Source organism: Cellulomonas cellasea (assembly GCF_030372105.1).
GTDB classification, from domain to species: Bacteria; Actinomycetota; Actinomycetes; order Actinomycetales; family Cellulomonadaceae; genus Cellulomonas_A; species Cellulomonas_A cellasea_A.
On sequence record NZ_JAUDBQ010000014.1, the window covers coordinates 13,540 to 35,811 of the forward strand.

22 protein-coding genes are annotated in these 22,272 nt (G+C 73.6%); 15 read left to right on the forward strand and 7 right to left on the reverse strand.

What is annotated here, in order from left to right:
* Positions 1 to 21: 21 nt before the first annotated feature.
* Positions 22 to 564 carry an NUDIX hydrolase gene (locus QUV83_RS13360; protein ID WP_289565183.1) on the reverse strand — a complete coding sequence of 181 codons (543 nt, stop codon included), beginning with the start codon at positions 562 to 564 and terminating at the stop codon, positions 22 to 24.
* Positions 565 to 712: 148 nt separating this feature from the next.
* Here QUV83_RS13360 and QUV83_RS13365 point away from each other — a divergent pair, with 148 nt between their 5' ends.
* From QUV83_RS13365 to QUV83_RS13395, 7 genes are all read left to right on the forward strand, one after another.
* Entirely contained in the window at positions 713 to 1,738 is a 1,026-nt protein-coding gene (locus QUV83_RS13365; RefSeq protein WP_289565185.1) for a bifunctional riboflavin kinase/FAD synthetase, read from the forward strand.
* Positions 1,739 to 1,887: 149 nt separating this feature from the next.
* The gene (gene rpsO, locus QUV83_RS13370; protein WP_066582054.1) at positions 1,888 to 2,157 is read left to right on the forward strand and encodes a 30S ribosomal protein S15; all 270 of its coding nucleotides are present in this window, start codon (positions 1,888 to 1,890) and stop codon (positions 2,155 to 2,157) included.
* 204 nt (positions 2,158 to 2,361) lie between these two features.
* Positions 2,362 to 4,593 carry a polyribonucleotide nucleotidyltransferase gene (locus QUV83_RS13375; protein ID WP_289565187.1) on the forward strand — a complete coding sequence of 744 codons (2,232 nt, stop codon included), beginning with the start codon at positions 2,362 to 2,364 and terminating at the stop codon, positions 4,591 to 4,593.
* Position 4,594: 1 nt separating this feature from the next.
* On the forward strand, positions 4,595 to 5,923 hold the full coding sequence (locus QUV83_RS13380) for a M16 family metallopeptidase (protein WP_289565188.1): 1,329 nt from the start codon (positions 4,595 to 4,597) through the stop codon (positions 5,921 to 5,923).
* 48 nt (positions 5,924 to 5,971) lie between these two features.
* A complete protein-coding gene (locus tag QUV83_RS13385; protein ID WP_289565189.1) occupies positions 5,972 to 6,829 on the forward strand; it encodes a DUF6597 domain-containing transcriptional factor in 858 nt (285 codons plus the stop codon).
* 22 nt (positions 6,830 to 6,851) lie between these two features.
* Entirely contained in the window at positions 6,852 to 7,607 is a 756-nt protein-coding gene (gene dapB, locus QUV83_RS13390) for a 4-hydroxy-tetrahydrodipicolinate reductase (protein ID WP_289565190.1), read from the forward strand.
* Entirely contained in the window at positions 7,604 to 8,080 is a 477-nt protein-coding gene (locus tag QUV83_RS13395) for a hypothetical protein (RefSeq protein WP_289565191.1), read from the forward strand. The genes dapB and QUV83_RS13395 overlap by 4 nt, the downstream gene beginning before the upstream one ends.
* 8 nt (positions 8,081 to 8,088) lie before the next feature.
* Here QUV83_RS13395 and QUV83_RS13400 read toward each other — a convergent pair whose 3' ends face one another.
* The 4 genes from QUV83_RS13400 to QUV83_RS13415 form a co-directional block, all read right to left on the reverse strand.
* Positions 8,089 to 8,655 carry a GNAT family N-acetyltransferase gene (locus QUV83_RS13400; protein ID WP_289565192.1) on the reverse strand — a complete coding sequence of 189 codons (567 nt, stop codon included), beginning with the start codon at positions 8,653 to 8,655 and terminating at the stop codon, positions 8,089 to 8,091.
* A gap of 174 nt (positions 8,656 to 8,829) precedes the next feature.
* Entirely contained in the window at positions 8,830 to 9,153 is a 324-nt protein-coding gene (locus QUV83_RS13405; protein ID WP_289565193.1) for an AzlD domain-containing protein, read from the reverse strand.
* On the reverse strand, positions 9,150 to 9,860 hold the full coding sequence (locus QUV83_RS13410) for an AzlC family ABC transporter permease (protein WP_289565194.1): 711 nt from the start codon (positions 9,858 to 9,860) through the stop codon (positions 9,150 to 9,152). The genes QUV83_RS13405 and QUV83_RS13410 overlap by 4 nt, the downstream gene beginning before the upstream one ends.
* A gap of 4 nt (positions 9,861 to 9,864) precedes the next feature.
* Positions 9,865 to 11,340: an NAD-dependent succinate-semialdehyde dehydrogenase gene (locus QUV83_RS13415; RefSeq protein WP_289565195.1), complete on the reverse strand. Its 1,476-nt coding sequence runs from the start codon at positions 11,338 to 11,340 to the stop codon at positions 9,865 to 9,867.
* A 119-nt stretch (positions 11,341 to 11,459) separates the two neighbouring features.
* On the opposite strand from QUV83_RS13415, the gene QUV83_RS13420 reads away from it, so the two are divergent.
* The 5 genes from QUV83_RS13420 to QUV83_RS13440 all read left to right on the forward strand — a co-directional run bounded on the left by QUV83_RS13420 (position 11,460) and on the right by QUV83_RS13440 (position 18,293).
* A complete protein-coding gene (locus QUV83_RS13420) occupies positions 11,460 to 12,278 on the forward strand; it encodes a thymidylate synthase (protein ID WP_289565196.1) in 819 nt (272 codons plus the stop codon).
* A 4-nt stretch (positions 12,279 to 12,282) separates the two neighbouring features.
* On the forward strand, positions 12,283 to 12,789 hold the full coding sequence (locus QUV83_RS13425) for a dihydrofolate reductase (protein ID WP_289565197.1): 507 nt from the start codon (positions 12,283 to 12,285) through the stop codon (positions 12,787 to 12,789).
* Positions 12,790 to 12,872: 83 nt separating this feature from the next.
* Positions 12,873 to 13,793, forward strand: a complete 921-nt coding sequence (gene dapA, locus QUV83_RS13430) for a 4-hydroxy-tetrahydrodipicolinate synthase (RefSeq protein ID WP_289565198.1) — start codon at positions 12,873 to 12,875, stop codon at positions 13,791 to 13,793.
* Between the two features lie 12 nt (positions 13,794 to 13,805).
* Positions 13,806 to 15,491 (forward strand): ribonuclease J, encoded by a 1,686-nt coding sequence (locus tag QUV83_RS13435; protein WP_289565199.1) that lies wholly within the window; start codon positions 13,806 to 13,808, stop codon positions 15,489 to 15,491.
* Positions 15,492 to 15,761: 270 nt separating this feature from the next.
* Complete coding sequence (locus QUV83_RS13440) at positions 15,762 to 18,293, forward strand: FtsK/SpoIIIE family DNA translocase (protein ID WP_289565200.1); 2,532 nt, start codon at positions 15,762 to 15,764, stop codon at positions 18,291 to 18,293.
* Positions 18,294 to 18,300: 7 nt separating this feature from the next.
* Here the strand turns inward: QUV83_RS13440 and QUV83_RS13445 are convergent, their stop codons facing one another.
* On the reverse strand, positions 18,301 to 19,527 hold the full coding sequence (locus QUV83_RS13445; RefSeq protein ID WP_289565201.1) for a CapA family protein: 1,227 nt from the start codon (positions 19,525 to 19,527) through the stop codon (positions 18,301 to 18,303).
* Positions 19,528 to 19,697: 170 nt separating this feature from the next.
* Here QUV83_RS13445 and pgsA point away from each other — a divergent pair, with 170 nt between their 5' ends.
* The 3 genes from pgsA to QUV83_RS13460 all read left to right on the forward strand — a co-directional run bounded on the left by pgsA (position 19,698) and on the right by QUV83_RS13460 (position 21,406).
* Positions 19,698 to 20,291 carry a CDP-diacylglycerol--glycerol-3-phosphate 3-phosphatidyltransferase gene (gene pgsA, locus QUV83_RS13450; protein WP_289565202.1) on the forward strand — a complete coding sequence of 198 codons (594 nt, stop codon included), beginning with the start codon at positions 19,698 to 19,700 and terminating at the stop codon, positions 20,289 to 20,291.
* A 16-nt stretch (positions 20,292 to 20,307) separates the two neighbouring features.
* Positions 20,308 to 20,805 (forward strand): CinA family protein, encoded by a 498-nt coding sequence (locus QUV83_RS13455; RefSeq protein WP_289565203.1) that lies wholly within the window; start codon positions 20,308 to 20,310, stop codon positions 20,803 to 20,805.
* Between the two features lie 259 nt (positions 20,806 to 21,064).
* Positions 21,065 to 21,406 (forward strand): helix-turn-helix domain-containing protein, encoded by a 342-nt coding sequence (locus tag QUV83_RS13460; protein ID WP_066582084.1) that lies wholly within the window; start codon positions 21,065 to 21,067, stop codon positions 21,404 to 21,406.
* Between the two features lie 41 nt (positions 21,407 to 21,447).
* Here QUV83_RS13460 and QUV83_RS13465 read toward each other — a convergent pair whose 3' ends face one another.
* A complete protein-coding gene (locus tag QUV83_RS13465; protein WP_289565205.1) occupies positions 21,448 to 22,263 on the reverse strand; it encodes a DNA-formamidopyrimidine glycosylase family protein in 816 nt (271 codons plus the stop codon).
* Between the last annotated feature and the right edge of the window lie 9 nt (positions 22,264 to 22,272).

Here is a 22,272-nt window from a genome sequence, read left to right on the forward strand (position 1 = left end):
CAGCAGTCAGCCGACTGCGGCCTAGGCGCCGTCGGGCTGCCGCTCGAGCAGGAACGCGAGCACGGCCGTCAGCGACAGCCCGTCGCCGATGCCGCCGCCGAGCGCGAGCCGCCGGGCCTCCGCGAGGGGCACCCACTCGACCCGCTCCGACTCGGAGGGGTCGGACGGCGGCCCCTCATGCGTGGCCCCGTCGGCGGTGAACAGGTGGAACACCTGGTCGCTGAGCCCATTCGTGGGGTGGTAGTCCAGCAGCGGCGTCACAGGGCCCGGCCGCCAGCCGGTCTCCTCGAGGACCTCGCGCGCCGCGGCCTGCGCGGGGGACTCCCCGGCGTCGACCCGACCCGCCGGGATCTCCCACCCCCAGGTGTCGGTGATGAACCGGTGCCGCCACAACATCAGCAGCCCACGGGCGGGATCGTGCACGAGCGTGCCCGCGGCGTGCGCGGGCATGCGGACCACGTGGTGCTCGATCCGGCCGTGGCCGGGGACGTCGACGTCCACCAGCGCCAGGCGCACCCAGGGGCTGTCGTAGAGGGTCCGCTCACCGTGGGTCTGCCATCGCATCCCCCGACCCTACGGGCCGCGCCAGCCCTCCGACCCCTTGGCGGGCCGTCCGCGGAGCAGCCCTGTGCGCGGCGCGTCCCCGTGGCCGTGGCAGGCTTTGTCCTGCCGGGCGCGGAGTGTCGCGCCCCATGAGCCGCGAGGAGAGCACGTGCACCGCTGGACCGAACTCGCCGACGTGCCCGCGGGCTTCGGCCCCTCGGTCGTGACGATCGGCAACTTCGACGGCGTGCACCGCGGCCATGTCGGCGTCCTGACCAGGATGGTCGCGGACGCCCGGGCCGCGCAGGCCCAGGCCGTGGCCGTGACGTTCTCCCCGCATCCCCAGCAGGTGCACCGCCCCGACCAGGCGCCCCCGCTGCTGACGGGCGACGTGGACCGCATGGAGCTGCTGGCCGAGACCGGGCTCGACGCCGTGCTGATGCTCGAGTACACGCTGGACTTCGCCCGCCAGTCGCCCGCCGAGTTCGTCGAGCGCTACCTGGTGGGCGCCCTGGGCGCGCGCACCGTCGTGGTGGGCCGCGATGTCAGGTTCGGGTGGGGCAACGAGGGCGACCTGTCGACGATGGTCGAGCTGGGCGAGCGGTTCGGTTTCGACGTCGAGGTCATCGAGGACGTCGCCCCGGGCCACGACGGCGCGACGCCCGCAGACGAGCCGGGGGAGGGGCGCCTCGCCGACCCGCTGCGGCGGCGTTGGTCCTCCACGTGGGTGCGCGAGCTGCTCGCCGAGGGGGATGTGCGCCAGGCGGCACGCGTGCTGGGCCGCCCGCACCGGATCCGCGGCGTCGTGGTGCACGGTGACGCGCGCGGCCGCGAGCTCGGGTTCCCCACCGCGAACCTGGCCCCTGAGGCGACCGGCATGGTGCCCGCCGACGGGGTGTACGCCGGGTGGCTGCGCCGCACGGACCGGCCGGCCGGCTCGGTGGACAGCGTGCTGCCGGCGGCGATCTCCATCGGCACGAACCCCACCTTCGAAGGGCTGCGCCGGCGCCGGGTGGAGGCCTACGTGCTGGACCGCACGGACCTCGACCTGTACGGCGAGGAGGTCGTGCTCGAGCTCGTCGTGCGCCTGCGGCCCACCCTGCGCTTCGAGTCCGTCGACGCGTTGGTGGACCAGATGCGCCTGGACGTCGAGCGGGTGCGCGAGGAGCTGGCGGGCGCGGCGTCCTCGGCCTGAGCGGCGGCCCGAGCGGCGCCGTGCGCGTCCGGGCGCCACTCGGCGCGGCTCACCTGGTAACATCGCAGGGCCGTCAGAACGGCCGCGGAACGAGAGCGCCCGGGTGGACATGCCCCGGAGCACCGCGCAACGAGTACATCTGGAGAACCGTGCCCCTCGACAGTGCCACCAAGCAGTCCATCATGACCGAGTACGCCACCCACGAGGGTGACACCGGCTCCCCCGAGGTCCAGATCGCGATGCTCACGCAGCGCATCAAGGACCTCACCGAGCACCTCAAGGAGCACAAGCACGACCACCACAGCCGGCGTGGCCTGCTGCTGCTGGTCGGCCAGCGTCGTCGCCTCCTCGGGTACCTGCAGAAGGTCGACATCAACCGCTACCGCAGCCTGATCGAGCGGCTCGGCCTGCGCCGCTGACGCTCATGACCAGCCCGGACCCAGGAGGGTCCGGGCTGGTCCCGCGTCGGGGCCGGTAGCGCCCCGACGCGCAGCACGTGACACCCACTGCGCCGCCCGGCTCGTCCGGTCCTCGGTAGTGGCGTCCGGAGGAGTCCTCCAGGCGTCTCGATCGAAGACCGCCGTTGCCCCGGCAGGCGCTCGTTCGAGAGAAGGAGGGCACCCATGGAGGGTCCCGAGATCCAGTTCGCCGAGGCAGTGATCGACAACGGTCGCTTCGGCACCCGCACCATCCGCTTCGAGACCGGCCGCATCGCGCGCCAGGCGGCCGGCGCGGCCGTCGCATACCTCGACGGCGAGACCACGCTCCTGTCGGCCACGACGGCCGGCAAGCACCCGAAGGAGCAGTTCGACTTCTTCCCCCTGACGATCGACGTCGAGGAGCGGCAGTACGCCGCCGGCAAGATCCCCGGCTCGTTCTTCCGCCGTGAGGGCCGTCCCTCGACCGAGGCGATCCTCGCGTGCCGCCTGGTCGACCGCCCGCTGCGCCCCCTGTTCGTCAAGGGCCTGCGCAACGAGGTCCAGGTCGTCGTGACGGTGCTGTCGATCCACCCGGACGACGCGTACGACGTGCTCGCGATCAACGCGGCCTCGATGTCGACGCAGATCTCGGGCCTGCCGTTCTCCGGCCCGGTGGGCGCGGTCCGCATCGCGCTCGTCGACGGCCAGTGGGTCGCGTTCCCGCGCTACTCCGAGCGCGCGCGCGCCACGTTCGACATGGTCGTCGCGGGCCGTGTCGTCGGTGACGACGTCGCGATCGCGATGATCGAGGCCGAGGCGCCCGAGAACTCCTGGAACATCATCAAGAACGAGGGCGGCATCGCCCCGACCGAAGAGGTCGTCGCCGCGGGCCTGGAGTCCGCGAAGCCGTTCATCAAGGTGCTCGTCGAGGCGCAGCTCGCGCTCGCCTCGAAGGCCGCCAAGGAGACCCAGGTCTTCCCCGTCTTCCCCGAGTACCTCCCGGACGCCTACGACGCCGTCGCGGCGATCGCCGAGGCCCCGCTGGGCCAGGCGCTGACCATCGCGGACAAGCAGGACCGCGAGGAGCGCCTCGACCAGGTCAAGGCCGACTCCATCGAGCGCCTGGCGGGCGAGTTCGCCGGCCGCGAGAAGGAGCTGTCCGCGGCGATCCGCGCGATCACCAAGAAGCTCATCCGCCAGCGCATCCTCACCGACGGCTTCCGTATCGACGGCCGTGGCCTGCGCGACATCCGCACGCTCTCGGCCGAGGTCGAGGTGCTGCCCCGCGTGCACGGCTCGGCGATCTTCGAGCGCGGCGAGACGCAGATCCTCGGCGTCACGACGCTCAACATGCTCCGCATGGAGCAGCAGCTCGACACGCTCTCCCCGGAGACGCGCAAGCGCTACATGCACAACTACAACTTCCCGCCCTACTCGACGGGTGAGACGGGCCGCGTCGGCTCGCCGAAGCGTCGCGAGATCGGCCACGGCGCCCTCGCCGAGCGCGCGATCATGCCCGTCCTGCCGAGCCGCGAGGAGTTCCCCTACGCGATCCGCCAGGTCTCCGAGGCGCTGAGCTCGAACGGCTCGACGTCCATGGGCTCGGTCTGCGCCTCGACGCTGTCGCTGCTCAACGCCGGCGTGCCGCTGCGCGCGCCCGTCGCGGGCATCGCGATGGGCCTCGTCTCCGACACCGTCGACGGTGAGACCCGCTACGCGGCGCTCACCGACATCCTCGGCGCCGAGGACGCGTTCGGCGACATGGACTTCAAGGTCGCCGGCACGCGCGAGTTCGTCACCGCGATCCAGCTCGACACCAAGCTCGACGGCATCCCCGCCTCGGTGCTCGGCGACGCGCTGACGCAGGCGAAGGAGGCCCGCCTGGCCATCCTCGACGTCCTCAACGAGGCGATCGACGTCCCCGACGAGATGTCGCCGTTCGCCCCGCGCGTCATCGCGGTGCAGGTCCCGGTCGACAAGATCGGCGAGGTCATCGGGCCGAAGGGCAAGATGATCAACCAGATCCAGGCTGAGACCGGCGCCGACATCTCCATCGAGGACGACGGCACGGTCTACATCGGCGCCACCGACGGTCCGTCGGCGGAGGCCGCGCGGGCGGCGATCAACGCGATCGCCAACCCGCACATGCCGGAGATCGGCGAGCGCTTCGTGGGCACCGTGGTCAAGACCACGACCTTCGGCGCGTTCATCTCGCTCTCGCCGGGCAAGGACGGGCTGCTGCACATCTCGCAGATCCGCAAGCTCGTCGGCGGCAAGCGCGTCGAGAACGTCGAGGACGTCCTCAGCGTGGGCCAGAAGGTCCAGGTGGAGATCGGCGAGATCGACCCGCGCGGCAAGCTGTCGCTGCACGCGGTGATCGACGAGCCCGCCGAGGGCTCCGAGGACGCGGCCGACTCCAGCGCAGCCGACGCCTGACGTGCCTCTGGACCTCCCGCTCGTCGGCCCGGGTGAGCCGGGCAGCGAGCTGACCGCTGGGCAGGACGGCGGCGCACACGTGCGTCGTTCCGTCCTGCCCGGCGGGGTCCGCGTGCTCACCGAGCACATGCCGGGCCTGCGCTCGGCGACGGTGGGCGCCTGGGTCGGGGTGGGCTCGCGCGATGAGCGCGACGGCCACCACGGCTCGACCCACTTCCTCGAGCACCTGCTCTTCAAGGGCACGGCGCGGCGGTCCGCGATGGACATCGCCGAGGCCTTCGACGAGGTCGGCGGCGAGGCGAACGCGGCCACCGGCAAGGAGCACACCTGCTACTACGCGCGGGTGCTCGACTCCGACCTGCCGATGGCGGTCGACGTCATCGCGGACATGGTCACCTCGGCCCGCCTGGACACGGGCGAGCTCGAGACCGAGCGCGGGGTCATCCTCGAAGAGCTCGCGATGAACGACGACGACCCGAGCGACGTGGTGCACGAGTTGTTCGCCACTGCCGTGCTCGGGTCCCACCCGCTCGGCCGCCCCATCGGCGGCACGCCCGACACGATCCGCGCGGTGCCGCGGAGCGCGGTCTGGGAGCACTACCAGGAGCACTACCGCTCCTCCACCCTCGTGGTGACCGCCGCGGGGGGCGTCGACCACGACGCGCTGTGCGCGCAGGTCGCCAAGGCCCTGGCCGACGGCGGCTGGGACCTCACGACTCCGCGCCCCGTGGGTCGCCGCGACGCCAACGCGCCGCAGGACGGCGTGCCCGACATCGGCGCTGAGACGACTGTGCACCGGGCCACCGAGCAGGCCAACGTCATCATCGGCGGCACTGGCCTGACCGCCACCGACCCGCGCCGCTTCACGCTCTCCGTGCTGAACGCGGTGCTGGGCGGCGGCATGTCCTCGCGGCTCTTCCAGGAGATCCGGGAGAAGCGCGGACTGGCCTACTCGACGTACTCCTTCGCCTCGGGCCACGCGGACACCGGGATCTTCGGGTTGTACGCCGGCTGCGCCCCGGCGAAGGTGGACCAGGTCGTCGAGCTGCTGGTCTCCGAGTGGGAGCACCTCGCCGACAGCGGGATCACCCAGGCCGAGCTGGCGCGCTCGGTGGGGCAGCTCTCCGGCAGCCTCGTGCTCGGCATGGAGGACACGGGCTCGCGGATGAGCCGGCTCGGCAAGTCCGAGCTGGTGCACGGCGAGCTGCTCTCGCTCGACGAGACGCTCGACCGCATCCGCGCGGTGACGGCCGCCGACGTGCAGGAGCTCGCCGCGGAGCTGGCCGCGCGGCCTCGTTCGATGGTGCGGATCGGCCCGTTCCGCTCCTGAGGCTCGCCGCCCGCCCCGCGCGGGCGTCCTGAGCGCGATGATGGGCGTATGAGCCCTGCCGTGCTCGACTACCACCGGTTCCCGCCCCCGGCGGACGCCGCCTGGTTCGTCGAGCACCTGTGGGTGGCCCGCACCGACGCCGACGCGCCGCCCGTGCTGGAGGTCTTCCTGCCCAACGGGCGGCCCTCGGTGCTGGTGCGGCTTGGCTCGCTGGGCACGCGCGTGGACCCCGTGACCGGGGAGCGCGCTGCCGACGACAGCGGGGTGATCGGCTTGTCCGTCGACCCGCACGTCGTCCGGCTCAGCCCCGGATCCTGGTTCGTGGGCGCCCAGCTCGCCCCCTACGGGCTGGCGGCGCTGCGGCCCGGCCGGCTGCTCGTGGGGGAGTCGGCCCCGTTGACGCATGTGCTGGCCCCCGCCGCGGCCGCGACCTTGGCGGACCGGGTGCGCGCGGCCCCGGACGACGCCCACGCGACGACGATCCTGGGCATGGACCTGGCCGCCAGCGTGCGCCGGCGCACGCCCGCGGGCCGGCTCGACACGCTCCAGACCGCCATCTGCGTCATCGAGGAGAGGCGCGGCCTCGTGCGGCCCATCGACCTGGCGCAGGCGGCCAACGTGACCCTCGCGGCGCTGCACCAGTGCTTCGTCGAGGAGGTGGGCCTGCAGCCGGTGACGTTCCTCCAGGCCACCCGCTTCCTGATGTTCGTGGCCGAGCTCGCCGGGCCCGCGCCGTGGACGGCCGAGACGGTGCTCGCCGCGATGCGCTCCTACCTCGCCACCGAGCCCGTCCCCCGCGAGGTCGAGCGGTTCACCGGGCTCAGCCCCGGCCAGCTCCGCCGCGCGGTGCACGGCATCACCGCCCTGCTGCGTCCCGCCCACGAGCGCGGACGGCCCGTGACCTGATGGGCGGCTAGGCTCGGCTCTCGTGAGCGAGCGCATCAGGGTGGCCGTCCTCGGAGCCGCCGGACGAATGGGATCGACAGTGGTGCGGGCCGTGCAGGAGGCTCCCGACCTGGAGCTCGTCGCGACCCTCGACGCGGGGGACGACGTCGGCGCCCTGGCCGACAGCGGCGTGCAGGTGGCTGTCGACTTCACCGTGCCGTCGGCCACGGAGGCGAACGTGCTGGCCCTGGTGGACGCGGGCATCCACGCCGTGGTCGGGACCACGGGCTGGACCGACGAGTCGCTCGGCCGGGTCCGCTCCCGGCTCGAGGCGCGCCCCGGGGCAGGGGTGCTCATCGCGCCCAACTTCGCGCTCGGCGCCGTGCTGGCGATGACTTTCGCGTCCCGTGCCGCGCGGTACTTCGACTCGGTGGAGGTCATCGAGCTCCACCATCCCGACAAGGTGGACGCGCCGTCGGGCACCGCGCGGCACACCGCCGCCGGGATCGCCGCCGCCCGGGCCGCCGCCGGCGTCGGCCCCAGCCCCGACGCGACGACCTCGGCCCTCGACGGGGCGCGAGGCGCGGACGTGGACGGCGTGCGCGTGCACTCGGTGCGGCTGCGCGGTCTCGTCGCGCATGAGGAGATCCTGTTGGGCAACCCGGGGGAGATGCTCACCCTGCGGCATGACTCCTTCGACCGGGTGAGCTTCATGCCCGGCGTGCTGCTCGGCATCCGCGAGGTCGGCGCCCGTCCGGGCCTCACCGTGGGCCTCGAGCACTTCCTGGACCTGGGGTGAGCACTGCGCCGGCGACCACCGGGGGGCGTCGACAGCGCACCGCGATCGCGGGGGCCGTCGCGCTGACCGCGCTGCTCGCGCTGTACCTGTGGGTGGTGATGGCCCGCGCGGTGGCGCTGCTCCGCACCGGGGACCCGGTGGGCATCGGCCTCGGGGTGGGGATCTTCGTGCTGCCGCTCCTGGCGGTCTGGGCGATCGGCCGCGAGTGGCGCATGGCCTTCGCGGTGCAGCGGATGGCCGACGAGCTCGCCGCCGCCGACCAGTTGCCGGTGGACGACCTGCCGCGCTCACCCGGCGGGCGCATCGACCGGGCCGCCGCCACGGAGGCGTTCGCGACCGCGCGCGCTGAGGCTGAGGCCGCCCCGGGGGACTGGGCTGTCTGGTACCGGCTCGCGTTCGCCTATGACGCCGCGGGCGATCGGCGCCGGGCCCGTGAGGCGCTGCGGACCGCCGCCCGGCTGCACCGGGCCTGAGCCCGGCGTCAGATCGTCGCGCCCCACAGGTGCTCGGTGACGGTGCGGGTCTCGCCGTCGGGTCCGATCCCGGTGGCGAGCTCGCGCACGGCCTCCTCGGGGCCGAAGCCCGCTGAGGAGAGGAACTGCGCGCGGCCCGCGTCGCCGTCGAGCACCCAGGTGCGGGCGTAGGCGGCGCCGTCCTCCCGCAGCATGTCCACGGCGGCGGCGAGGAGGCGCGAGCCGTGCCCTGAGCGCTGGGCGACGGGCGCCACCTCCAGCGAGAGGATCTCCCCGCCTGGCGCGGCGAGCGGCGTCTCCTCGGGCGCGGGCAGCGGCGCGACGGCGGTGAAGCCGACGACGTCGGGGCCCTCGCAGGCGACGAGCACCCGGTATCCGGGGCCTGGGGGAGCGGTGATCGCCTGGGCCCAGCGCTCGGCGATGGCGCTGCCGTCGAGGCCCGCCAGCACCTCGTGGCCGACCTCCGGGGTGTGCGCTGACCGCCACGCGGCGAGCTGGATGTCGGTGATCGCGAGCTCGTCGCCGGGCACTGCGGGGCGCACCGAGACGTCCGCCTGCTCGCTGAACAGCGCCATCAGAGCACCTCCGCCTCGGGCGCCGTGGCCAGGAGGGCGTCGTCGCCGGTCAGGGACTTCTGGGTGCGCGTGGCCAACGGTGTCTCCGGGGGTGGGGTGCTGCCGACAGGGCCCGCCGAGAGTATCAACAGCGGGCCCGCCGGCCCCCGTCGAGCGACGCGGCCGGGTGACGGGTCATGGCATCCCGAGCGCCCGCAGCACCGCGGCGACGAGCGCGGCGGCGGCCACGACCACGATGAACGGCGCCCGCAGCGCCAGGGCGAGTGCGGCGACGGCGAGCGCGGGCAGGCGGGCGTCCACCGTCAGCCCCGGGCCCGCGCCGAAGGCCTGCACCCCGACGAGGGCGGCGAGCAACGCCACGGTGACCAGCGACGAGACGCGCGCGACCCGCGGCTCGGCGAGCCAGTGCTCGGGGACGAGGTGGCCCACGAGCTTGATCGCGAAGCAGACGGCCCCGGCGGACAGCACCGCGAGCCAGGTCAGCGTGTGCTCGCTCATGGCGCCTCCTGCGCGTCGGGCTGCTGTGGGCCCCTCCGCCATCCGACGACGACAGCCACGAGGGCGGCCGCCAGCACGGGCAGGCCCGAGGGGACCAGGGGGGTGAACGCCAGGGCGACGCCCATCCCCAGCGCCGCCACGACGCGTGCGGCGCGGTCGGCGAGCCGTGGCCACAGCAGTGCGAGGAACGCCGCGGCCGCCGCCGCGTCCAGGCCGTAGCGCCGCGGGTCGCCCAGCGCGTCGCCGAGCAGGGCGCCGGCGAAGGTGAACACGTTCCAGAGCCCGAAGATGCCCACGCCCGTCCACCAGAACCCGGCGCGCGCCGCCTCCGGGGTGGGCTGCGCCGTCGAGACGGCTGTCGACTCGTCGATGGTCACCTGCGCGGCGAGTGCCCGCCGCCAGCCGCGCGCGCCAGTGAACGGCGCGACGAGCGGGCCGTAGAGCCCGTTGCGCGCGCCCAGCAGGCTCGCCGCGGCGACGGCGGCCGCGGCGGTGCCCCCGGCGCCGATCACGCCGATGAACGCGAACTGGGACCCGCCAGAGAACATCAGGAGGCTGAGCGCCATGGTCTGCGGCAGGTCGAGGCCGGCGGCGACGGACAGCGCGCCGAAGGAGACGGCGTACAGGCCCGTCGCGAGGGCCACGGACAGCGACTGCTGCACCGCGGCGCGGCGCGCGCTCGCCTGCTCGCCGGGAGCCAGGTCCACGCGGTCAGAGGGCGACGTAGCGGCGCTCGAGGTACTCCTCGATGCCGGCCTCGCCGCCCTCGCGCCCCAGCCCGGAGCTCTTGACCCCGCCGAACGGCGCGCTCGCGTCGGAGACCATCCCGCGGTTCACCCCGAGCATCCCGGCCTCCACCCGCTCGGCGAGCCGCATCACGCGGCCCACATCCCGGGTGTACGCGTAAGCGACCAGCCCGAACTCGGTGCTGTTCGCGAGCTCGAGGGCCTCGCGCTCGTCGCCGAACGTCACGATGGGGGCGACCGGGCCGAACGTCTCCTCACGGACGGCCCGGGCGTCCCGCGAGACGCCCGTCAGCACCGTCGGGTGGAAGAAGTGCCCGGCGCGCTGTGCGCGCTCGCCGCCGACGAGGACCTTCGCCCCGCCGTCCACGGCGTCGGCCACGACGTCCTCGACGTGGTCGACCGCCGCCGCCTCGATGAGCGGGCCGACGGTGGTCGCGGCGTCGGCCCCGTGCCCGACCACGAGCTTGCGGAACGCCGCGGCGAGCCCGCGGGCGAACTCCTGGGCCACTGACTCGTGCACCAGGAAGCGGTTCGCGGCGACGCACGTCTGGCCCGCGTTGCGCATCTTCGCCGCGACGGCGCCCTCCACGGCCGCGGGGATGTCCGCGTCCTCGAAGACCAGGAACGGCGCGTTGCCGCCCAGCTCCATCGACGTCCGCAGCACGTTCTGCGCGGCGGCGCGCAGCAGCACCCGTCCCACCTCGGTCGAGCCGGTGAAGGAGAGCTTGCGCAGCCGCGGGTCGGCGATCACGGGCGCTGTCAGCTCGCTCGACGACGAGGTGGGCACGACGTTGATCACACCCGTCGGCAGGTCGCGGGCCTCGAGCTCGGCGCGCACGATCTCGGCGAAGTAGGACGTCGTCAGCGGCGTGAGCTGCGCGGGCTTGACCACCACGGGGCAGCCGGCGGCCAGGGCAGGGGCGATCTTGCGGGTGATCATCGCGAGCGGGAAGTTCCACGGGGTGATGAGCAGCGCCGGGCCGACCGGCCGGCTCAGGACCAATTGGTGGTGGGTGCCCGCGGGCGCCCGGCGGGCCAGGCCATCGAGGCGCACTGCCTGCTCGGAGTACCAGCGGACGTAATCCGCGGCGTAGGCGACCTCGGCGCGCGACTCGGCCAGGGGCTTGCCGCCCTCGGCGGTGATCAGGGCCGCGATGTCCTCGGTGCGCGCCACGACCGTCTCGAACACGGCGCGCAGCAGCTCGGCGCGGGCGCGCGGCGCGGTCTCGGCCCATTCCGCGGCGGAGTCGGCCGCGGCGCCGAGCGCCTCCAGCCCGTCGGCGGGACTGCCGTCGGCGACGTCGAAGAGAACCTCGGCGGTGGCGGGGTCCTCGACGGCGAATGTGCGGCCCGTCGAGGACGAGCGGCGCCACGCGCCACCGATGAGCAGTCCGGTCGGCACGTGGGCGGCGACCGTGGGCGGCAGGTGAGGCGTGGACATGCGCCCAGTGTGGCGCGCTGGTCCCCGACGTGCACAGGGTGCGCGGCAGCCGGACCGCATCCGGGGCCCGCGGGGAGAACTGGGCCCAGGCTCACGGCATCGACGCCTAGCATGACGCCATGACGTCAGCGGTCGCCTCACCTGTGCCCACCCCGTTCGAAGACCTGCTGCGCCTGGTGCTCGAGACCGGGACCCCCAAGTCGGACCGCACCGGCACCGGCACCCGCAGCGTCTTCGGCCACCAGATGCGCTTCGACCTGTCCCAGGGCTTCCCGCTGGTCACGACCAAGCGCGTCCACCTGAAGTCGATCGCGTATGAGCTGCTGTGGTTCCTGCGCGGCGACTCGAACGTGGGCTGGCTGCAGGAGAACGGCGTGCGCATCTGGGACGAGTGGGCTGACGAGGACGGCGAGCTCGGCCCGGTGTACGGCGTCCAGTGGCGCTCATGGCCGACGCCCGATGGCGGCCACATCGACCAGATCACGCGCGTGGTCGAGGACCTGCGCCGCGACCCGGACTCGCGCCGGCACATCGTCTCGGCGTGGAACGTCGCGGAGATCCCGTCGATGGCCCTCGCCCCGTGCCACGCGTTCTTCCAGTTCTACGTCGCCGACGGGCGGCTGTCGTGCCAGCTCTACCAGCGCAGCGCGGACCTGTTCCTGGGCGTGCCGTTCAACATCGCGTCCTACGCGCTGCTCACGCACATGGTCGCGCAGCAGGCGGGCCTGGAGGTCGGGGACTTCATCTGGACCGGTGGCGACTGTCACATCTACGACAATCACGTGGAGCAGGTGCGCGAGCAGCTCACCCGCGAGCCGTACCCCTACCCGACGCTGCGACTGCGCAAGGCGCCGTCGATCCTCGAGTACACGTATGAGGACATCGAGGTGGTGGGCTACCAGCACCACCCCACCATCAAGGCCCCGATCGCGGTCTGAGCCGATGAGCCTCGCACTGGTCTGGGCCCAGTCGCCCACGCGCGTCATCGGCCGTGACGGCGCCCTGCCGTGGCGGGTGCCGGAGGACATGGCCCGGTTCCGGGCCCTCACCTCGGGCAGCCCGGTGCTCATGGGGCGCGCCACCTGGGAGTCGCTACCCGCACGGTTCCGGCCGCTGCCGGGCCGCGAGAACCTGGTGCTGACCCGCAGCCCCGGGTACGAGGCCGAGGGCGCCACGGTGGTGGCCTCCCTCGCGTCCGCCCTGGACCGGCTGGCTTGGCGCGACGCGTGGGTGATCGGCGGCGGGACGGTGTACTCGGCCGCGATCGAGCACGCGGACCGGCTCGAGGTCACCGAGGTGGACGTGGACGTCGAGGGGGACGCGTTCGCCCCGCTGATCGATTCCGCGGTGTGGTCCGTGCGGGCCAGCGACCCGCCCGAGGGCTGGCACACGTCGAGCGTCGAGGGCGTGCGGTACCGCTTCGTCACCTACGAGCGCGCCACCCCGTAGCCCCGCGGACGACGTCCCACCCGCCGTCTCACCCCTGGCGGGCGCGTGCGCGCCGCGTGGGCGAGGGGCGGTACTTTGGGCACATGCCTCACCTCAGGACACCCGCGCGCCCCTTCGGCGCGGTGCTCACCGCGATGGTCACGCCGATGACGGCCGACGGCGCCCTGGACCTCGACGCCGCGGCCCGACTGGCCACCGCGCTGGTCGACGAGGGCGGCCATGACGGCCTGGTGCTCAACGGCACCACCGGCGAGGCCCCCGCCACGCACGCCCCCGAGAAGGCCGACCTCATCGCCGCGGTGGTCGAGGCCGTGGGCGACCGCGCCGTGGTCGTCGCCGGCGCCGGGTCCAACGACACCCTGCACGCCGTGCGGATGGCCGAGCAGGCGGCGGAGGCCGGGGCGCATGGACTGCTCGTCGTGGCCCCGTACTACTCCCGTCCCTCCCAGGAGGGCGTCTACCAGCACGTCCGCATGATCGCGGACTCCACCGAGCTCCCCGTGATGCTCTACGACGTGCCCGGCCGCACCGGTGTGCGGTTCGCGCAGCCGACGCTGGACCGGCTGGCCGCGCATGAGCGCGTCGTCGCGATCAAGGACGCCACCGGCGACCTGTATGCCGCCGCCACGGCGAGCGAGCGCACCGGCCTGGCCTGGTACTGCGGCGACGACGCGGTGTACCTGGCGATGCTCGCCCACGGGGCCGCCGGCACCGTCTCCGTGGTCGGGCACGTCGCGGGCCATCAGCTCGCGGAGGTCACCGAGGCCTTCGACGCGGGGGACATGGCGCGCGCCCTGCGGGTCTTCCGGTCGATCGCCCCGGCCATCGACGCGCTGAACGGCGCCGGATTCCAGGCCGCCGCCGCGAAGGCGGCAGTCGAGGCGCTGGGCCTCACCCCGAACCGACACATGCGGCTGCCCAACGTGGCTGCCTCCGACGAGGACGCGGCAGCGGTGCGCGCAGGGCTGCGCGCGGCGGGCCTGCTGGACGTCGTCCGGAGCTGACCAGGAGGGCCTGTGAGCCACCCCCATCCCGACCTGAGCCTCCCGCCCGAGCTGCCGAGCGGCGCGCTGCGCATCGTGGCGCTGGGCGGCCTCGGTGAGATCGGCCGGAACATGGCGGTCTTCGAGTATGAGGGCCGCCTGCTCGTCGTCGACTGCGGCGTGCTGTTCCCCGAGGACCACCAGCCGGGCGTCGACCTGATCCTCCCGGACTTCGACTACATCCGGGACCGCCTGGACGACATCGAGGCCATCGTCCTCACGCACGGCCACGAGGACCACATCGGCGCGGTGCCGTACCTGCTGCGCCTGCGCCGGGACATCCCGCTGGTGGGCTCGCAGCTCACCCTCGCGTTCGTCGAGGCGAAGCTCAAGGAGCACAAGATCGCCCCGCTGACCCTCGCGGTCCGGGAGGGGCAGGTCGAGCAGCTCGGCCCGTTCGAGTGCGAGTTCGTCGCGGTGAACCACTCGATCCCCGATGCCCTGGCCGTCGCGATCCACACCGGCGCGGGCACCGTGCTGCACACCGGCGACTTCAAGATGGACCAGCTCCCGCTCGACGGGCGCATCACCGACCTGCGGGCGTTCGCGCGGCTCGGCGAGCGGGGCGTCGACCTGTTCATGGTCGACTCCACGAACGCCGAGGTGCAGGGCTTCGTGACGCCCGAGCGGGAGATCGGCCCGGTGCTCGACGCGGTCTTCGCCTCGTCCACGCAGCGCATCGTCGTGGCCTCGTTCGCCTCGCATGTGCACCGCGTGCAGCAGGTCCTCGACGCCGCCGTCGCCCATGGCCGCAAGGTCGCGCTCGTCGGGCGCTCGATGGTGCGGAACATGACTATCGCCGCCGAGCTCGGCTACCTGCACGTGCCCGAGGGCGTGCTCGTCGACCAGAAGAAGCTCGACACCGTGCCGGACGAGGAGCTGGTGCTGATGTGCACCGGCTCCCAGGGCGAGCCGATGGCCGCGCTGTCCCGGATCGCCACCAACGACCACAAGGTGAGCGTGGGCCCCGGGGACACCGTGATCCTCGCCTCGTCGCTCATCCCCGGCAACGAGAACGCGGTGTTCCGTGTGATCAACGGCCTGACCCGGCTGGGCGCCCGCGTGGTGCACTCGGGCAACGCGAAGGTCCATGTGTCGGGCCACGCCAGCGCCGGCGAGCTCCTGTACTGCTACAACATCCTGCGGCCCAAGAACGTCATGCCGGTGCACGGCGAGGCGCGGCACCTGGTCGCCAACGCGGCGCTGGCCGTCAAGTCGGGCGTCCCCGCCGACCGCGTGGTGCTCGCCGAGGACGGTGTGGTGGTCGACCTCGTCGACGGGCGCGCGAGCGTCGTGGGCGCTGTGCCGTGCGGCTACGTGTACGTGGACGGGTCGAGCGTGGGGGAGATCACCGACGCCGAGCTCAAGGACCGCCGAATCCTCGGCGACGAGGGCTTCATCTCGATCTTCGTGGTGGTGAGCTCCGCCGACGGCAAGGTGCTCGTCGGCCCGCAGATCCACGCGCGGGGCTTCGCGGAGGACGACGCCGTGTTCGACGACATCCTCCCGGACATCGTGGCAGCCCTCGAGGAGGCCGCGCAGCGGGGCGGCTCGGACACGCACCAGATGCAGCAGGTGGTGCGCCGCATCGTGGGGCGCTGGGTCTCGAACCGGCTGCGCAGGCGGCCGATGATCATCCCGGTCGTGGTGGAGGCCTGACCTGGGACTTGCCCGTCCCCTCCCGATGGGCGCCGCCGACACGCAGCCTGCTGCGGCGCGGCGCCCCACCGCGCGACTAACGTGAGGACCATGGCGACCCGTACGTCCTCACCCACACCGCGAGGCCGCGGGTCCGGCTCGTCGACCGCGCAACGATCCGGCGGCCGGCCGGCGGCTGCCCGTGGAGGCTCGAACCGGCCCTCCGGACGCGCCGCCGCCCCGCCCCCGCAGCGTCCCGCGCTGCCGTTGCGCATCGTCAAAGGCGCGTGGATGGGCGTCGCGCACCTGATCGGCGGCAGCGCCCGCCGGATGGGCCGCGGAGCCCGGGACCTCGACCCGGCGCACCGCCGCGACGGCCTCGCGTTCACGCTGCTGGGCCTGTCGATCGTCATCGCGGCGCGCGAGTGGTGGGACTTGTCCGGGACCGCTGGCGACGTGGTGCACAACGTCGTCGCCGGCACCTTCGGCCGGGTCGGCGTCGCCGTCCCGGTGGTGCTGCTGGCCATCTCGATCCGGCTCATGCGCCACCCTGACCGGGGGCAGGCGAACTCGCGGATCGGCATCGGGCTCGCGGCGATCACCCTGGCCGTGTGCGGGCTCGTGCACCTGTCGGCGGACCTGCCCGCGCCCAGTGGCGGCTACGCGGCGCTGCGCGAGGCTGGCGGCATCGTCGGCTACCTCGTGGGCACGCCGTTGGTCAGCTTGCTGACGGCCTACGTCACGGTCCCGCTGCTCGGGCTGCTCGCCTTCTTCGGGCTGCTGGTCGTCACGGCCACCCCGGTGCACATGATCATCCCGCGGCTGCGCGCGCTGTACGAGCGCCTCACCGGCGGCCGCCACGGCGAGGAGGACGTGGAGGACGACGACGCGCCGCTCGTCATCAACGCGGGCCACACCGCGCTGCCCGATCCGGAGCCCGAGCCCGCCAAGACGCGCAGGCTGCTGGGACGGGGCCGCAAGGAGCGTGCCGCGGCCGCCGCGGAGGCCGAGCGCGAGCGGCTCGACGGCTACGTGGGCGACGAGGCGTTCGAGCGCGCGGCGATCGTCGCCGCCCGCGGCGAGGACCTCCCCGAGGCGGAGGACGAGGCCGCCGCCGAGCCCGATTCCGTGGCCACCACCGTCATGGACAGGACCCCCGAGCAGACGCCAGCGGCGCCGCGCTCGAAGCCGCTCGCCGCGCCGCCCACCGCCGGCGTGCCGCGCGGGGAGCAGCCGATGCTCGAGGGCGACGTGCTGTACCTGCTGCCGGCCGAGGACGTCCTGGCCAAGGGCCCGCCGCACAAGGTCCGCTCGGCCGCCAACGACCGCGTCGTGGAGGCGCTGACCACAGTCCTCAACCAGTTCGAGATCGACGCGCAGGTCACCGGGTTCACTCGTGGGCCGACGGTGACGCGGTACGAGGTCGAGCTGGGCCCGGCCGTCAAGGTCGAGCGGGTCACGGCGCTGTCCAAGAACATCGCCTACGCCGTGGCCAGCGCTGACGTGCGCATCCTCTCGCCGATCCCCGGCAAGTCCGCGATCGGCATCGAGATCCCCAACACGGACCGCGAGACGGTGTCGCTGGGGGATGTGCTCCGCTCCAGCGCGGCCCGCCGCTCCGAGCACCCGATGGTCATCGGCGTCGGCAAGGACGTCGAGGGCGGCTACGTCACGGCCAACCTCGCCAAGATGCCGCACCTGCTCGTGGCCGGCGCCACCGGCGCGGGCAAGTCGAGCTTCGTGAACTCGATGATCGTCTCGGTGCTGATGCGCGCGACCCCCAACGAGGTGCGCATGGTGCTGGTCGACCCCAAGCGGGTCGAGCTCACCGTCTACGAGGGCATCCCGCACCTCATCACCCCCATCATCACCAACCCGAAGAAGGCCGCCGAGGCCCTCGAGTGGGTGGTGCGGGAGATGGAGGCGCGCTACGACGACCTGGCGATGTTCGGGTACAAGCACATCGACGACTTCAACGCGGCGGTCCGCTCCGGCAAGGTCAAGCCGCTGCCGGGCTCCGAGCGCAAGATCGCGACGTACCCGTACCTGCTGGTGATCGTCGACGAGCTCGCCGACCTCATGATGGTGGCGCCGCGCGACGTCGAGGCCTCCATCCAGCGCATCACCCAGCTCGCCCGCGCCGCCGGCATCCACCTGGTGCTCGCCACGCAGCGGCCCAGCGTCGACGTGGTCACCGGGCTCATCAAGGCCAACGTGCCCTCACGGCTCGCGTTCGCCACGTCCTCGCTCACCGACTCGCGCGTCGTGCTCGACCAGCCCGGCGCCGAGAAGCTCATCGGGCAGGGTGACGCGCTCTTCCTGCCGATGGGCGCCGCCAAGCCGATGCGCACCCAGGGGGCCTGGGTCTCGGAGAGCGAGATCCACGCCGTCGTCGAGCACGTGAAGAAGCAGCTCAAGCCCAGCTACCGGCAGGACGTCGTCGTCTCGGCCGCCAAGAAGCAGGTGGACGAGGACATCGGCGACGACCTCGACCTGCTGCTGCAGGCCGCCGAGCTCGTCATCACCTCGCAGTTCGGCTCGACGTCGATGCTGCAGCGCAAGCTGCGGGTCGGCTTCGCGAAGGCCGGTCGCCTCATGGACCTGCTGGAGTCCCGCGAGATCGTGGGGCCCTCCGAGGGGTCCAAGGCCCGCGAGGTGCTGGTGCAGCCCGACGACCTGCCCGGCACCCTGGCGATGCTGCGCGGCGTGCCGGAGCCCGAGGCGGGCGGGGACGACGGCGCCCTGCCCGGGGACCCGCCGGTGGCCACCGACTACTTCGACGGCGCCGACGAGGATGAGGAGTCCGGGCGCCGCGGGCGCTGAGCCGCGATCACGCCACGTCGGTGCGGGCCACGACCAAGGGCTCCGGCCCGGTGGGGGTCGTCGGGCGGGTGCGCTCGACGGCCTCTGTGCCCGCCGCGGCGCGCACGCGCTCGGCCCGCGTGGCGACCTCGGCCGGGGTGAGGGCCTGCGTGCCGCCGGGGATGTCGACGAGGGCGTGCAGGCGGTGCCCCGAGCGCCGGTCGACGGTGGTCGGGGTCCACTGGACGTCGGTGACCCGGGCGGGGCCGGCCTCGACGCCCTGGGCGGGAAAGGCGCCGGTGCTCGTGACCTGGGCGGTCAGCAGCAGGCCGGACTCCGTGCCGGCGACGCAGCATTCGGAGTCCTGGTTGGAGAGCAGGTTGCCGAGCCCGTAGGCGACCCACATCCCCAGGCCGCCCGGGCCGCCCTCGAGGCGCGCCACGGGCTGGGGCACATGCGCGTGGTGCCCGATCATGAGGTCCACCACGGCGGAGTCGGCGAGTGCCTGCGCCACCTCGGCCTGCCGGGCCGTGGGCTCGGTCACGTACTCCACACAGCAATGCACGCTCGCGACCACCAGGTCGGCGCCGGCGGCCCGCGCCGCCTCGGCCTGCGCCACCAGGCGGGCGGTGTCGAGCAGGTCGACCGACCACGGCTTGTCGGCGTCGACGGGCATGCCGTTGGTGCCGTAAGTCGCGGCGAGGTGCGCCACGGTGAGGCGCTGGCCTGCGCGCTCCAGGATGTAGAGCTGCGGCTGGCCTTGCTCCACGGCGCTGCGCGCGGTGCCCACATGCCCCATGCCCGCGACGTCGAGGGCCTCGAGCGTCGCGGCGATCCCCGCGAACCCGCGGTCCGCCGAGTGGTTGGACGCCGTCGAGCAGCCGTCCCAGCCGGCGTCGGCGAGGCCCTGGGCGATCTCGACGGGGCTCCCGAACCTCGGGTAGCCGGACGGCTTCCCGTCGGCGGGGGCCACCGGCGTCTCCAGGTGGCACAGCGCCAGGTCCGCGCCCTGCACCCAGGCGTCGAATGGGCTCAGCAGGGGCGCGAAGTCGTAGCCGCCCGAGGTGGTGCGCGCCGAGGCGATCACCGGGAGGTGGGGGAGGACGTCGCCCGCCGCCACGATGGTGAAGACCGCGTCGGGGTCTGCCGTGGGAGTGGGGACGGGAGTGGGGGTGGCAGTGTCGAGGGCGGCGTCGACGATGGGCCGGATGACGCCCACCGGCGGCACGGGCACACCGGGGGACGCCAGGGCCACGGCCGCCAGGGTGAGGCTGAGGCCCGCCGCCACAAGTCCGACTCGGGTCCACTGTCGCGGCCCAGGGGGCGTCCGCGCATGTCGGGTCACGGGGCGCACGCTACCGGCGCGCCTGGCCAGTTCACGGCAGGCGTGTCCGTGTTCCCAGTAGGGGCGTCTAGGCTGTCTGGGTGGTCGACGTCGTCCCCTCCCGTCTCAACATCGCGAATGCCCTGACCGTCCTGCGGATCGTGCTCGTGCCCTTCCTCGCCTGGTCTCTGCTGGCGGAGGGCGGGCACACGGTCCAGTGGCGGCTCGTCGCTGCCGCGATCTTCGTGGTGGCGGCCATCACCGACCGGATCGATGGCGACATCGCGCGCCGCTCCGGCCTGGTCACCGACCTCGGCAAGCTGCTGGACCCCATCGCGGACAAGCTCCTGGTCGGCACGGCGCTGGTGCTCCTGTCCGTGCTGGCCGACCTGCCGTGGTGGGTGACGGCCATCGTGCTGGTCCGCGAGATCGGCATCACGATCATGCGGTTCTTCCTGCTGCGCTACCTCGTCCTGCCCGCCTCGCGCGGCGGCAAGGTCAAGACCGTCCTGCAGTCGGTCGCGCTGGGGCTGTACCTGCTGCCGCTGGACCACCTGCCCGGGTTCGTGCACGTCATCGCCGCGGTGGTGATGGGCGCCGCGGTGCTCGTGACAGTGCTGACCGGCCTCGACTACGTGCGGACCGCGCTGCGCATCCGCGCCGCCGGCCGGCGCGCGCAGCTGCTCGTGCCATGACAGCCTCGGCGCTGGCGTGACAGGGCTGCCCGACGCGGACGCCCGCGCCGCGCGGCTGCTCCAGGCGCTCGAGCGCCGCGGATGGACCATCGCCGTCGCCGAGTCCTTGACCGGGGGGTTGGTCACCGCCGCCCTGGTGGACGTCCCCGGCGCCTCCCGGACCGTGCGGGGCGGCGTCGTCGCCTACGCCACCGACCTCAAGGCCTCCCTGCTCGACGTCGACGGCACGCTCCTCGACGAGCGCGGCGCCGTGGACCCTGACGTCGCCACGGCGATGGCCGAGGGTGTGCGCAAGCGGCTCGGCGCGGACGTGGGCCTGGCGACCACCGGCGTCGCGGGCCCGGACCCGCAAGACGGCCGCGCGCCCGGGACTGTGCACCTCGCGGTGGTGGGGCCCGGCCTCGCGCACACGGTGCGGATCGACGTCTCAGGGGCCTCCCGCGCCGAGGTGCGCGCCCGGGCGACCGCCGCGGTGATCGACCTGGCCCTGGCCCAGGTGGGCTCCGCCGGGTGAAGGCGCCCCATCACCACCCTCGGGCGGGAACACCCTGGCGTCCGCGCGCGTTGGGAGAGACGTGATGATGAGTACACGACCGCCCGCACGCAGCGTCTCGGTCGCGCGCAACGCGACGGCGCGTCAGGGCAGCGCAAGGTACGGTGGAAGTCTCCCCATTCGGGGACGGGCCGGCGCCTCGGCAGTCCGGGACACGTCAGTGGTTGCGGCGAAGGCCGCAGGCAAGGACGAGGAGCTCACAGGGAGAGGGGGGCGCCAGATGGTTGTTCTACGTCGTGAGATCGGCGATGTCCTTCGGGACGCGCGGCAGCGCCAGGGGCGCACCCTGCGCGAGGTTTCCTCCGCCGCACGGGTGTCCCTCGGATACCTCAGCGAGGTGGAGCGCGGCCAGAAGGAGGCGTCGTCGGAGCTGCTCGGCAGCATCTGCGAGGCACTCGACGTGCCCATGTCGCTGGTGCTGCGCGAGGTCAGCGACCGCATCGCCATCGCCGAGGGCCTGCTGATCCCCGACACCGTTCCGGCGGAGTTCACCGACGTGGTCGGTGGGCACGCGGACGGCAGTTGGGCACGCGCCCGCGCGGAGCTGGCGCCCATCGGCTGATCGGCCGACTAGTCAACGGGACGCCGCGATGACCAACCTGGTTATCGCGGCGTTCTTGTGCCCGGGTCAGGCTGGCAGCGCGGGCAGAAGAAGACGGGCCGGGTGAACGGCGCCGAGCCTGCCTCGCCCACCGCGATCGGGGCGCCGCAGCGGCGGCACGGCTGGCCGGCACGCCCATGCACCAGCGTCGTGGCCCCCCGCGCGCGCTCGCCGGTGCTGCCGGGCACGGCCGACGCGATCGAGCGCTGCATCAGCCGGCGGGCGACGCCGAGCACCCGGGCGGGGTCGTCGACCTGGCCCGCGGGAGTCCAGGGCCAGACGCCGAGCGTGAACAGGCTCTCCGCCAGGTAGATCGTCCCGATCCCCGCAGCCACCCGCTGGTCGAGCAGCACCTCGCAGACTGGCCGCTGGCCGTTGGCGGCCCATCGGCGCAGCGCCTCCGGCAGTCCGGCCTGCGGGAAGTCGTCGGCCAGCACGTCGGGGCCCAGGTGGCCGATCAGACTGTGCTCGTCGCGCGTGGGCACCACGTCGAGCATCCCCAGGTCCTTGCCCAGGGCCGTCCAGACCTCGTTGCCGAGGAGCGCGCGGACGTCCGCGCGCCGCCCGGAGGCCTCGCGAGACCCGGTGCGCTCGATCGACCAGCGGCCCTCCATGCGGAGGTGGGTGTGCAGCGTGCGGCCGTCGTCGAGCCGGGTGAGCAGGTGCTTGCCGTACGGGACGTTGGCCAGCACCGTGCGACCGGTCAGGTCGACCTCCGCGGCGGTGGGCCAGCGCAACTCGGCCCGGGTCAGCGGTCGCCCCGCGAGCGCCTGGTCGAGCCGCGCGGCGGTGCGGCGGACGATGTCGCCCTCAGGCACGGCGTGCCC